Source organism: Tsuneonella deserti (genome assembly GCF_014644315.1).
GTDB lineage: Bacteria > Pseudomonadota > Alphaproteobacteria > Sphingomonadales > Sphingomonadaceae > Tsuneonella > Tsuneonella deserti.
Map to the genome: position 1 here is coordinate 162,349 of NZ_BMKL01000001.1, position 12,474 is coordinate 174,822.

Annotated in this window: 8 protein-coding genes; 4 read left to right on the forward strand and 4 right to left on the reverse strand. The window is 61.8% G+C overall.

Annotated elements, in window-relative coordinates; all coding sequences use genetic code 11:
* Positions 1-208: 208 nt before the first annotated feature.
* Together IEW58_RS00740 and IEW58_RS00745 are read right to left on the reverse strand one after the other, a co-directional pair.
* Positions 209-1,312 carry a sensor histidine kinase gene (locus IEW58_RS00740; RefSeq protein ID WP_188643383.1) on the reverse strand — a complete coding sequence of 368 codons (1,104 nt, stop codon included), beginning with the start codon at positions 1,310-1,312 and terminating at the stop codon, positions 209-211.
* Positions 1,313-1,578: 266 nt separating this feature from the next.
* Positions 1,579-2,235: a response regulator transcription factor gene (locus IEW58_RS00745; protein WP_188643384.1), complete on the reverse strand. Its 657-nt coding sequence runs from the start codon at positions 2,233-2,235 to the stop codon at positions 1,579-1,581.
* 212 nt (positions 2,236-2,447) lie between these two features.
* On the opposite strand from IEW58_RS00745, the gene IEW58_RS00750 reads away from it, so the two are divergent.
* A complete protein-coding gene (locus IEW58_RS00750) occupies positions 2,448-4,493 on the forward strand; it encodes an ATP-binding protein (RefSeq protein ID WP_188643385.1) in 2,046 nt (681 codons plus the stop codon).
* Positions 4,494-4,827: 334 nt separating this feature from the next.
* Here the strand turns inward: IEW58_RS00750 and IEW58_RS00755 are convergent, their stop codons facing one another.
* On the reverse strand, positions 4,828-7,194 hold the full coding sequence (locus IEW58_RS00755) for a phospholipase D-like domain-containing protein (RefSeq protein WP_188643386.1): 2,367 nt from the start codon (positions 7,192-7,194) through the stop codon (positions 4,828-4,830).
* Positions 7,191-8,732 carry a hypothetical protein gene (locus IEW58_RS00760; protein WP_188643387.1) on the reverse strand — a complete coding sequence of 514 codons (1,542 nt, stop codon included), beginning with the start codon at positions 8,730-8,732 and terminating at the stop codon, positions 7,191-7,193. The genes IEW58_RS00755 and IEW58_RS00760 overlap by 4 nt, the downstream gene beginning before the upstream one ends.
* A 246-nt stretch (positions 8,733-8,978) precedes the next feature.
* On the opposite strand from IEW58_RS00760, the gene IEW58_RS13775 reads away from it, so the two are divergent.
* The 3 genes from IEW58_RS13775 to IEW58_RS00770 all read left to right on the forward strand — a co-directional run bounded on the left by IEW58_RS13775 (position 8,979) and on the right by IEW58_RS00770 (position 12,396).
* Positions 8,979-9,851 (forward strand): hypothetical protein, encoded by an 873-nt coding sequence (locus tag IEW58_RS13775; RefSeq protein ID WP_229658358.1) that lies wholly within the window; start codon positions 8,979-8,981, stop codon positions 9,849-9,851.
* Between the two features lie 118 nt (positions 9,852-9,969).
* Positions 9,970-11,769, forward strand: a complete 1,800-nt coding sequence (locus tag IEW58_RS00765) for an autotransporter family protein (protein WP_229658604.1) — start codon at positions 9,970-9,972, stop codon at positions 11,767-11,769.
* A gap of 84 nt (positions 11,770-11,853) precedes the next feature.
* Complete coding sequence (locus IEW58_RS00770; RefSeq protein ID WP_188643389.1) at positions 11,854-12,396, forward strand: helix-turn-helix transcriptional regulator; 543 nt, start codon at positions 11,854-11,856, stop codon at positions 12,394-12,396.
* The last annotated feature ends 78 nt before the right edge of the window (positions 12,397-12,474 follow it).

Consider the following 12,474-nt stretch of genomic DNA (forward strand, 5'->3'; position numbering starts at 1 on the left):
TTTGACTGGGCACCTAGAAAATCAAGTCGACCGAAATAGGGCGTCGGCGACAGTCCGCCGCTAGTCGGCGGAAAAACAGGAGGGACCACTAGCGGCAGCGGACTGTCACGTTGTCTTGGCCTCGCCCTTGACAGCGCAAACCCTCGCGCTGCCTCCTTATGCTAACATTCTCTGGCGGCGTCGCCGTCCGCGCCGACTTACGCCGCTATCAACTCTGTGTATCGGCCGGTTGCGGGAGGGTGAAGGATACCGACGCGCCCCGACCCGGCACGTTCTCGGCCCTAATGCGGCCGCCATGCGCCTCGATAATCGTGCGAGAGATCGAGAGGCCCACGCCAAGGCCGTCTGATTTCCCCGAGGCAAATCCCTCGAAAGCGTCGGCTATTATGTCGATCGGTAAGCCGGGCCCATTATCAGACACGCAGACTTCGATAAATGTGTGCTTGGGCCAAGCCTTTATATCAATTTGGCAGGGACCCGACTGGACTGCTTCGCTTGCGTTGCGGATCAGATTGATCAGGACTTGCTGAATTTGAATGCTATCTGCGTAGACGGCGAGGCCTGGAGGAACATCCCAGGAGATCAAGACATTTTCGCTGCCGGCGAGGGCAAGATCCGCAGCTTGCCTTAACACTTCCTCCAGGTCAGCCTCCCGCTTTTTGCTGCCGCTTTTGCCGAGCACCGCCCGGACGGAACGAATAATTTGCGCAGCGCGTAGCGTAGCGTTTAAGGCACCATCAAAGCATTCACTGAGATCCGGTGTCAGATGCTCGTTTGGAATTCGGCGCCGCGCTCCGGTGAGATAACTGGAGATCGTAGCGAGTGGCTGATTTAATTCATGCGCGATCGTAGAGGCCATGGCTCCCATCGCACTGCCGCGAGACAGGTGGATCATCTCCGTCTGAATAGATTGCAGTTTGTCGCTTGCAGCCTTCTCGTTCGTAATATCCTGCTTGGTTCCGAAAATCCGGACGGGCTTCCCCTCTTCTAGTTCCACTTCTGCTGTCAGCCGGACCCAACGGACTTCGCTCGCATGGGGGCGTATTCTGACGTCTAGTGTGAAGCCTGTGCCGCGCTCGATCGCTTCGCTACGCAAGCGTTCCAACTCCTGCCGGGAGTTCGGTTCGTAAAGTCGCAGGGTATCTTCTCGGTTGATCGGGTTTCCACGAGGAATCCCGAAAATGTCGTAGACCATGTCCGTCCAGATCAGCTCCTCCGTCGTCAGATCGCACTCCCAAACGCCAATCTTTGCGAGCGTGGAGACCCTATCGTACATTTTTTTGAAGTGTGCGGACTCACCTGAATCGCCCAATGCACCTCTCCTGCATAGTCTTCGGCTGGCCGGTGTCCGCCTCCCATAGATCCCATAGATGGTATCGGACGAAAAGTTGCGGGTCTCTCTAATTTGTCGTGCCGATAACTCGGTGAACCGTCCGCAGCCGATACGTTACACAATACTTCAGTCAACAGCCCAGGATCGGACGAGCCCCAAGAAAACTAAGCGGGAGATGCGGCAATCCATGCTGCGGCCCAATAGTAATCCCAAAATCTGTATTGGCAGCGTAGAGCAGGAGTGGGTTACGCTGCGCCAGCGGCGATCAGAAGCCGCACTGCATCGGCTGTGCTCTTTACACCTAGTTTTCTTAACGCAGAGGCACGATGGATTTCTACCGTTCGTACGCTGATATCGAGATTCTTGGAGATATCCTTGTTGGTTTTTCCGGAAGCTAAGCCAAGCGCAACCTGCTTCTCCCGGCCGCTCAGAGCCGCAAAAGTCGTCATCGCCCTGCTTCGCTGGTCCGTTGTCACTACCACTTCTGCGACCTTGGCGTAGGCCGCATCGAGCATTTCCTCCAAGCGCTCGATAGCGAAGGGCTTCTCTAGAAAATCGAGCGCTCCGAGCTTCATTGATGCCACTGCTATGGGAATATCACCGTGGGCCGTCATCATGATGACTGGCCACTCGATCAAGCGGCTCCGGACGATTTGGAGCAGTTGGACGCCGTCTATCTCGGGCATCCGAACATCTAGAAGAATTGGCGCGGGAGTTAGGTCCGCGAGCGAATCCAGAAAGTCTGCGGGCGTGGCAAACGGCCAGACCATGACCCCTGAAGAATCCAAGGCGAAATGCAGCGACTTACGCACCTCTGCGTTGTCGTCCACAACGTAGAGGATTCGCTTCCCCGTCGATCGCTCAGGATCGTCAACGGCTTCAGCAACATGGGTGGCGTTCATTCGATAGCTCCTGCGACCGGTCTTCTATCATTAACGGCGCTAGTCGCCGCACACGCGACCTTATCCTTCAACGAGGTGAGGTCAACGTAGGAGGTCGAAGAGCTGCAATCGATCTTTGACCTACCTAGAGCGACATCGGTATTGGGGCTACGCGCGTTGTAGTCCTGTCCCAAGGTCATGTTGCGTCATGGAGTGATCATCTGCTCAAGGACATGCAGCTAACGCGCTCGGTGCAGCAGCCGGTCAGGCACTTAGTCTGGCTGTTTGTAATTATCGCGCTGCTTATTGGCTGGGGGGCCGTGCTCGCAGAAGTCGCTGCGGAGCGTCGGGACGCTGAAGATGCGGCCATTATCAGGTCCCAGAACAGGGCTACCCTACTGCACGAACACGTCGTCAAGACCCTTCAGGTCGCTGCGCTCGCCAGCCTTCACCTAGGCCAGTCTTATCTTTTGTCCGATCCTGGCCGCGGGCCTTCACGGGATACGATCGCAGACGTAGAAGATCCTGCCATTCGCATTGCGGGGGTGGCCGGGGTGGCCATCGTCGACCACCGGGGTGAGCTGATTGCCCGCGCAGGGCCCGTGGCGCTGCCAGAGGATCCCCCCCAGCTTTCGACCACTAACATTCAGGGACGGATGTATGAGGGTCTCGCGATCAGCGATCCAGTGGCAATTGGGCCATCAGGTGAGAAGTACATCCTTATTACCTCGAGGATCCTAAAGGAGGGTGATCTTGCCGGTTTCGTCATCCTCATTTTTAGGCCGGAACAATTTCTCAATTTCCCGCTCCCTACAAAATTTGACAAGACGGACCTTGTCTCGGTGATCAATCTGAACGGTATCACGTTAGCGCGTCGTGAGGGTGACCTCTTCACCAGCGGAGAGAATGTGCGTGCGCGGCTAGTCATGCGCAAACAGCAAGAGAACCCTAATGGTACGTACCTTGGACCGAGTTCTCTCGATGGCCTCGTACGGTATTTCAGTCATCGTCGTCTGAGCGGGTTCCCCCTGTTTGTCACTGCGGGCGTCTCTCACTCTGCTGCTATCTCTGCCGCTCACCGCCGTACACTCGGCTACTTCGGCGTGATGGGAGCAATGAGTGTTTTCGGACTTTTCATGGCTTGGGCAGTCCAGCGGGAGGCGGTCAATCGGAAGCGAAAGTCTGTCGAGCTCGCAGAATCGATGCGCAGGCTGCGGGAGGCGCAGCGAATCGGAAAGATTGGAGATTGGGAGTACGATTTGGAGACTGGCGTCGTCCTATGGTCGGACCAGCTTTGCGAGATGTATGAACGGTCTCCGCAGGATGACGTGCTCACACTCGACCAGTTTTCTTGCTATCTGGCACCAGAGAGCCGCGAGAAGTTTCAACAGGACGTCAATACACTCCTCAACGAGAGCGGAATTCACTCTTACGAGTTTAAGGTCATCCTACCCAGTGGTGCTGTCTCCTACAGGCGCTCCAATGCCGTGTCATCATTGGGCGCGGACGGCAAAATCAACCGGCTTTATGGGACCGACCAGGACATTACGGCTTCCCATCAGATCTGGGAACTTGAAAAACAGGTGGCCCATTTGGACCGTCAGGGTGCGATGAGCATGATGGCTGGCACGCTCGCTCACGAGCTAAATCAGCCACTCACCGCGGCATCGAACTATGTGACAGGGGCGCTGCGATCTGTCCGAAATACAAGGGAAGCGGTGCGCTCTAACCTCGTCTTGGGGTTGGAAGAGGCTCTGCATCAGATTCACGACGCCGGAGAGATAATTCGTCGTGTTAGGAAAATGGTGCAAACCGAGCCTGATACTTCGAAGACCGCATCGGTCAGGGCGGTCGTCACCGACACTGTAGCGTTACTTTTGGCGTCGGGCTTTCACGCTGCGCACTCCATATGTGTGGAAGTCGCCGACGACCTTCCAGATGCCGTAATTGCTCCGATACAGCTTCAACAAGTCTTGGTGAACTTGCTCAAGAATGCCTTGGAGGCAGCACCGGCCAAGGGAGGACTTGTTTCGTTAACAGCGAGCCGATCCTCCGAGGATTTGCTGCACATCGAGGTCCGCGACAATGGGCCCGGGTTTCAGCTACAGGACGTTGATACGTTCACCGGCTTCCAGAGCGCGAAGGCGTCGGGGTTAGGGCTGGGGCTCTCGATCAGCCGCACAATCACCGAATATCACGGCGGCAAGCTGCTCATCGAAGCGTCGCGGCCCGGTGACACCGTCGTGGTCATTCTACTCCCCGCCACCGATAGCAATTAGGCATTGCCTACCTTCGCGGCGACCGTACTCGTTGCGCAAGTGGTACGGTTTTGAGTGTCATGGGGTCAAAAGCCATATGTCCGTAGATGGGCGCGTAGCGGAACGGCGGCATCTGGGCCGCTTGCAGACTGGCCGCTCTTGGGAGCAGCCTGCAGCAAAACGGCCATTGGCGCCGGCTTTCCTGACTGATGCATTGCGCAGTTTAGGCTCGTCCGGCTGACAGCCCTATCGGCATTCCAATCCTCGCCGATGTAGGCCCCCCAAAGCTGGAGCGGGCGCCGCACTATGCGGGAGCGCGGTACGTATACGTCCGCGGTGACAGTGCCGCTCGTTGTCACGACGTCCAAGTCGGCAACCCCGGCACCCTGGAGATGCCCAGCGCTTTGGAGAAGCGATCCTCGAGCTTCTCCAGCGCGAGGCCGAGGTATTCCCGGTCATGTTCATGTCCGCCTACGACGAGCGCGACCTGCTGGCCGATACCGGCTGCTAACCTCGCTATGGGCTTACCGAGTACGTCCGCCCGGGGGTGGATCTCCACGGCCTGCAAGGCGGCTTGGGATGCGAAGTAAGCCGTGGCCAAGTACTCCAGCACGCGAAGTTGCTCGTTCTCCGTCTCCTCGATCCTGAGGTCCTTGAGAGCGAGGAAAGTCCCGAAGTGCTGCATGAGCAGGCGCCCCAGGAGGCGCGGCCAATCGTGGCCGGACTTGTCTGCAACAGGGAGGATCCCGTGCTCTTCCTCGCTTTCGACGAGGGGTTCAGTGTAGGCGAGTATGATCTGCAAGAGCGACCTTAGCCGAACGAGCTCGGTCGTGGTGATCGGCTTGCCGCGTAGGGCCTTTGCCCGCGCTTCGAACGCGGCAACTGCCTCGACGATCTTAGCGATGTAATCCCTCGTCCGCGTTCTTGCCGGCCTCTCGTCCCTAGGCGGCAATTCCACGGCACGGTTAGCGCCGGGCCCCTGGCCCGTTAGCGAAGTTGGTTCCTTGTTGGTGGGGTCTTGCGAGGCAATCCTCTGGAACTCCGCGTCCTCTTCCTCGGACAGGTCTCGTGACACGAGGCCAATCAGCCTGTTCAGGCATGAACTGACGAGATCGGCGGCCCGGTTGCCGCGGCCTCGCGGGAGGAAGGTGCTCTTATGCCGAGCCGCCTCGGCTCGCTCTCTTGCCTTCACGAAATCATCGTAGGTCAAGGTGGGGTGAGGGCGCGCTACCCCGTCCCCGTCGTCCTTTGCCCCCCCCTTGTTGAACTTGGTTTTCGACGTGCCGATCTCTTCGAGGTCGATCGTCTCCAGTTCGACGAGGATTCCGACGAGTTCCAGGTCCTCGTGGGTCGCGCTCGACAGCTGGTCGGCGAGCTTCGCCTTTCTTCCAGAGCGCGGCGGAAGCGTGGAGGAAAATAGGACGTCGATATCTATGACCATGGCCACCGCCGAGAAGCTGCCGTCAGCTAATTGCAGGCGGGCGGACCTCGGGCGTCCCAGCGCGAGATCAAGGTGCCAGCTGGTCTCTTGGACACCACCGATGGCAAGGTCATTCCAAGGGCTTGCCCCGGTGCTATCGCAAGCGACGGCGCACCTTGGCCGTTCGAGCATGCCCAACGGCGGGGCCCAAGACATCCTGCTCCCGCGCAGCTGGAAGACGCCGGGCTCGGCAGGCGCTCGCCCATCGGCCACTACCGCGGATTTCGTCGGTTCGGCCAGGGAGCTTGGGTCCAGCGTTGATTCGAAATGGCCTTCCAGTCCGAGCAGGTGGAGCGCCGTTCCAGGTCTTACTCTCTTGTAAATCGCCGCCTCGGCGTTGCCCTTGGAAATCCTGCTCCCGAGAAGCGCCGGGACGGTGCAGTTCACGCTTCCCGAGACCACGTGGTCCCAGTCTCGGCCAAGGGCGACAAGGAGCTTCGCGTGGTTGAAACGGCCACGCCCCTCCTCCTCGACGTCGTAGAGCTCGATGCCAACTCCGCTCTCGAAGCTGTGAGCCGGGAACTCTCCCCTGCTTTTCTCAATCAGGACGTCGGTAGCAGGCATGCCCAGCACCTCGCGAAGACGCTTGAGGCCCTCGAGCTTCTGGTCCCAGTAAGGAGACATGACGACCAGGCGCTCGATCTCGTCGTCACCGATCGCGGTGACTACTTGGTCCAGGATCGAGCCCCCTGGACGATCGAGGAGGAGAGACAAGTCCTCGCGCGAGGGGGCACCTGTCTCGGTGCCGTTACTCTCCAGCCAAGGTGTAAGCTGCAGCGCCCGTTCTCGCGCAACGGGAAACCAAGGGTCTCCCGGCGGTGCATAGGACGCGATATAGTTGAATGCTTGCCGGAAGAGGGGCGCGAACGAGGGTTCTTCGGACGTGTAAACCAGGTCCGCTACGAGTTCCCGGTTGCCAGCAAGCCCCAGCGCCGTGAGATTCGCCGAGCCCACCAGGAGCCGGCCTGTTCTTTCCCCGATCAACAAGGCAATCTTGGGGTGAAAGGCACCGGGAACTTCGACCTTGGCCAAGTGATAAAGGGAGCCAGCGAAGCGCGGCGTTCCGAACTCCTCAAGGCTCAAGTTCAACATGCGCTGGTCGGCGAGTACCGTCACGTTGCGGCAACCTGCTCCCCTAAGTTTCGAAAACGGGATGTCTTCGAACGCCTGCGCGGAGAAGGCGAAGGTGGTCAGGAAGGCCGAGTGGTAACCGGGCTCCCCGAAGGCGTCGTAGTACTTCACGGCCGGGCGAGCTCCTCTGTCCCGAGGAGCGTGATCCCGCCGTCGTCTAGCAGCCGGCAATCGGCCAGGAACTGGAGGGCCTGGTCTATGCGCGGGCTGCTGGGCGATACGCGGAAGCCCTCGCGGTATCGCAATACGCCTTCGTCCGGCTCGAGCAGGAAGGTGTACGCCTTGTTGCGGAGCTTGCGGGAAGCAACCCAGAGGTGCCTCTTGATGACACGCTCCCTTGCGATTTGACCGATAGCCTCGCTTGCCGGGCGGTCTAGTAGCGCGTCGTAGTACCGGGCTTCTGAAACAAGGGACTGGAAGTAGTCGTCCACGTCCAACCATTCGAGGACCTCCGGGCTAAACTCCTTCGAGCGCCGGTAGAGCAGCGCCGTGAGCAGCACGGAGGACTTCACCATTTCATCGATCTCGCCCCGTTTCTCGGCAGCGAGCATCGCTTCGGCGAGCTCTCTCGGGGCCCGGTCAACGCCGGCGTCGGCGAGAAAGTCCCTGAAACTCTCGTTGCCCCGCATGCCTGCCTGATCTTGCAGGCTTGCGACGGCTTCCTGCACCGATAGCCGGGCGCCCGGTCCGCCGCGGACAGCGACGAGCGACGCGGTGAGCAAGCACTCGTATGCGAGCCTCCACAGGTCACATGCCTGGTAAAGTGCCCAGGCCTCGCAGACCTCGCTCGACAGGCCCTCTCCAGGCTGGGCCGCGAGCTCGAAGAACTCCCACTTGAGATCGGCGGTCCGCGGCCTTTTCCCTGCCGCGCCGGCCCGCGAAAGGAGTAGCCTTAGAGTTTCCCGTCGAGCCGCGTTGCCGCTCGACTGCGGGCCAAGGCGGCCAAGGAGTGCACCAGCCAAGCCGGCCTGCTCTGTGCTCCCTGCCTCGATCTTCGAGGGCAGGAACACCGAGAGGTCGTCGAGCTCGGCGATCGATGCCTTCCCGGAATCCAGCACCCTGAGAAACTCGCTCGCCCGGTCTCCTATTGCCTCTTCGAACCCCTGCGCGAGGGGAAGGGCCGCGCTAGTACAAAACGGGAGGCCAATCTCCTCGTCGGCGAGCTCGACGAGGCCCATCTCCGCCATTTGCGTCGAGTAGATAGCGCCGAACGCGCCGCCCTTGTTTCGCAGGTATCGCCCTTCTGGGGCGGTGTCCGGGTCGGCCGCCTCCTCGAAGTCGATGACTTGGTTTGAGCCGGGACCTCCCTCGATTTGCGCGAGTTGGCGATTAGCCCAGTCTATGCCGGTGACCCCGAGCTCGCTTCCGCTACGGGCACATACCAGGGCCAGTAATGTCTCGGCTCGCCTATGGAACACGTTGAACGCGCGCGGGTCCGCCTGGCCGTTGGTCTTGGCGTACGCTTCGAGTGCCCACGTGAAGAAGGAGTAATAACGAAGGCGCAAGGTGATCGTGCTGATGCCTGGAAGAAGCGACTGGAAGAGCACCTCGATCGGGCGCTGCATCCCCAGCGGGTCCAGGCCGCTGTCTTGCCCGATTTCCGTCCACTGCGGGAAGCCGGGCCCTGCGTCGATCGCTTGACTTGCCAACAAAAGCCCCCTCGCGCGTTGCCGCTGCCGGGGCTGTGGTGTCGGCACGTCCCCGGCAAAGGCTTCTAAGTGCGGTGCCTGCTTGGTCAAGCGCGCCGGCCCCGTGGTACCAAGAAGTAACGCCGCGGGGTGGCGGGCACGCGTCGCCCTCGCCAGCAGGGTCCATGGACCCGCAGATTCGAACCCCGCTTAACATAACACCACTCGGCACTGGCGCCCGCCGTCGCTCGGCTTATGGGCGTCCCCATGTGGAGACCCGATACCTTCCTCGCCCTTCACGAAGACGTGATCACGTTCGCCTGGTCGGCGCCGATGCGCGAGCTCGCCGCGACGATCGGGATCAGCGACGTCGGTCTGAAGAAGCTTCTCAAGGCGCACGGCATCGCGACCCCGCCGCAGGGCCACTGGAACCGGGTGCACGCGGGCCGCCCTGTCACCGCACCACCGAAGCCGCCCGCGCGCGGGCCGGGGGAGAGCGGTCGGGTGCGTCTCGACCCGCGGTTTCGCGGCCACGTATCCGAGGCCGCACCGATGCCCGAGGAGGGTCCGTTCGCCTCGCGGCTCGTGCCCGAGGATCTCGGCGAGCTTCGCGCGAACGAGCTGAAAGCGATCGGCAAGGCTGTAGCCCCGCGCGATCTCTCGCGGCCGCCGATCGGAATGGCCAGACTGCTGCGCAAGGAAAGGGAGCGCAGCGAGAAGGCGGCGGCCTCGCGCTGGTCGTCCGACGAGGCGCACTTCGACGGCGCGCTCGCGCAGCGCCAGCTACGCCTTCTCGCAGGGCTGCTCCTGGCGCTGGCCAAGCGCGGGCACGGTGGCGAGGTCTGGGAGGACACCTACGCGCTGCGGGGGTTACGCGGTCGAGCAAAACGGCCTGCTCGGCGGCACGGTCTACGTTGGCGGAGCCTTCGGCTACGTCGACCCCACCGTGATGACGAGCGACATTACCGCGGTCATCGACCTCAACTCGGGATCGGTCACCGGCGGCGGCGTGGTGGCGGAATACGACGAGGAAACCGGCGAGCGCTTCACCTCGACGACGGTGAACCTCAACGGTTCGGGCTACCTGGGCCTGGGCGATACCGCTCTTGCCCAGCTCGAGGACGCGTTCGGCGACGTTGATCCGCAGATCGCCATCGAAGGCGACCTGTCGGCCTATGCCGGCGGTGCGCGCGTCCTGGGCGTCGACGTGTTGAACAAGACGGGTTCGGGCGTGTTCCTGATCACCGGCGCGGACTACATGCCGGTGACCAACACCAACCGGGTCGCCGACTACACGCTGGATCTCGGAGTCTTCACTATCAACGGCGGAGAAATCCAGCTGGCGACGGCGAGCGACGACGGTGTGTTCGGCATCCGCGGCGATATCCTGAACAACGCTGGCCTGGTGCTGGGCAGCCGGGTCGCCATCCCGGCTCCGCTGTTCGGCATCAACGCGACGGTCCAGGCGATCGACGGGGTCGAGGTCTACCAGAACGGCGACTTCACCCAGTCGGGCACGGGTACTCTCACCGTCGGTGTGACGCCCACCCTGGTTCGCGTGTTCGATCCTGCCTACTCGAGCGTGAGTTTCTCGACCAACCCGCTGGCAGTGCAGCAGATCGGGCTCGCTTCCGGCCTCTTCACCACCCCGGAGAATGCCTACGGTCAGGCCTTCACGGATCTGGGCACCGGCTTCCTGACGGTCGACGGCGATCTGAACCTGGCGGGCAAGGTGCAGCTGGTCTCCCCGACCGGCGGCCTGTTCACCGACGGCCAGACCGTGGATATCGCGAGCGTATCGGGAGCGGTTTCCGCCACGGCAGACGTGGTGGTGAACAACGGATCGAACTTCGTGACCTTCGACCTGGGCACCCGCACTGCCGGCGGCCGGACCATCGTGTTCGCCAGCGCCGACCGCGCGGGTTACGAGACGGTTGGCAACAACGACAACGCGATCGCGGCAGGCTCGGCGCTCAGCGCGGCGCTGCCTGACGTGGTGGCCCGCATCCGCGCCGGCTCTGTCGGAGGGATCGGCCTGGCCGGAGACCAGTTCGTCCTCGCCCAGGATCTGGCCAACATCTTCGTGGCCTTCGACACTCTGCTGACGAAGGACGAAGTCACGCTGGCCCTCAACGATCTGGCCTCGGGCGAGTTCTACGGCTCGCTGACGACCCTCTCGACCACCGCACCGTTCGTCGACGCCATCAGCACCTCGCGTGTTCCGCAGGGCGCCAGCGGGTTCAACCTGTGGCTCGCTCCATCGGGTGACTTCGTGAAGTACGACGGCAATGACGAAGTCGGCTCGAACAAGCTGCATGCCGATAACTACGGCATGTCGGGCGGGTTCGGAGTTGCCACCGGCAACGGCGAGCTCGGCATGGGCTTCGGCTACGGCCGGATCAGCGCCGATGCCCGCGACAACCTGCTGCAGGCGACTGCGGACACCTGGATGATCGGGGCTTACGCCCGCCAGGCGTTCGGTCCCCTCGCGGTCGGTGCCGACGTGGTATACGGCTGGAGCGACTGGTCGGCTTCGCGGGTCATGCCCACGATGTCCCGCACCGCGCTGGCCGAATTCGACAGCACCGAACTGCGGGGTAACCTGCGGGCCGAGTACATGCTCGACCTCGGGGGCGGCTGGGTTGCTCCGTTCGCCCAGGTTGAACTGCGCAAGTACGACTTCGACGGCTTCACCGAAGAAGGCGCCGGAGCGGTCAACCTGATCGTCGATGAAGCCGATGACACGGTCATCACCCCGTCGCTGGGTCTGCGTGCCGGAACCAGCTTCGAAACCGGAATGGCCACACTGCGGCCGGAACTGACGCTCGCCTACAGCTTCCAGGGCGACAACAACTCGTTCCGCGACGTGGCCTACACCGGGGCGCCGACCACTCCGTTCCGCCTCCAGGGCGTCGATCCCGACGGTTTCTTCACCATCGGTGCCGGCCTGTTCGCGGATATCGGCAAGAACTCGGGAGCGTTCCTGCGCGGCAGCTTCGCAACCGGCAGCGACGTCAACGTGGCCAGCCTCAATGCAGGTGTGACCATCGGGTTCTGACCTGATCGCTGATGCAGCTGGAAGGGCGGGGGTCGTGCGCGAACTCCGCCCTTCTTTGCATCTGTGAACCAAAGGGGGGAAACCGTGACCGAGAGCGAACGACTCTTTACTGCCCTGGGGACCATCTTTCCCAACCGCATCAGGGCAATCCTGTCCAACGGCCACCTGATCGGGATGACCGGGCCCTATCCGTTCGCGCTGCTGGAGGGCGTCGGCGCAATGATAGAACAGAACTGCCCGACACACGGGTGCTTTGCCGGGGCCGAAGCTGCCTCCATCAGTGCACGGCAACTTTCAGTGCAGATGCCCGAGCAGTCCAACATCGTTGTGCGGTTCGTGCATTTCGATCACCCACCCGCCAAGGCGTGTGAAGTGCTCGCAGTGACTGTGGGTCCACCGCATTTCATCGGCTACCTGTCGAGCGATACGTGGGCGCAGTCTCCCCTGTCGCAGCGGGAGGTCCAGCTCGCCTTGGGCCTGGCTGCCGGACGGAGCCTGCACGAACTTGCCAAGGAGCACCGGGTCTCGATCAATACGGTGCGCAACCAGATCAAGAACGCGATGCGCGCCACCGGCACACACTCCCAGACACACCTGACCTCCCTGATACGCGACTGGCTCGTCTGACGCAGACGCGGGCGACGGTCGATGATTGCATCAAGGAGGATGTCCCGCGGCAGCCCGGCGCCCTGAATGCGGATGCAG

What these genes read in the sequence shown, in the direction of transcription:
- IEW58_RS00745 (WP_188643384.1), bottom strand. Translation starts at nt 2,235, where the DNA reads ATGAACGCCACCCATGTTGCTGAAGCCGTTGACGATCCTGAGCGATCG.
- IEW58_RS00750 (WP_188643385.1), top strand. Translation starts at nt 2,448, where the DNA reads ATGCAGCTAACGCGCTCGGTGCAGCAGCCGGTCAGGCACTTAGTCTGG.
- IEW58_RS13775 (WP_229658358.1), top strand. Translation starts at nt 8,979, where the DNA reads ATGTGGAGACCCGATACCTTCCTCGCCCTTCACGAAGACGTGATCACG.
- IEW58_RS00765 (WP_229658604.1), top strand. Translation starts at nt 9,970, where the DNA reads ATGCCGGTGACCAACACCAACCGGGTCGCCGACTACACGCTGGATCTC.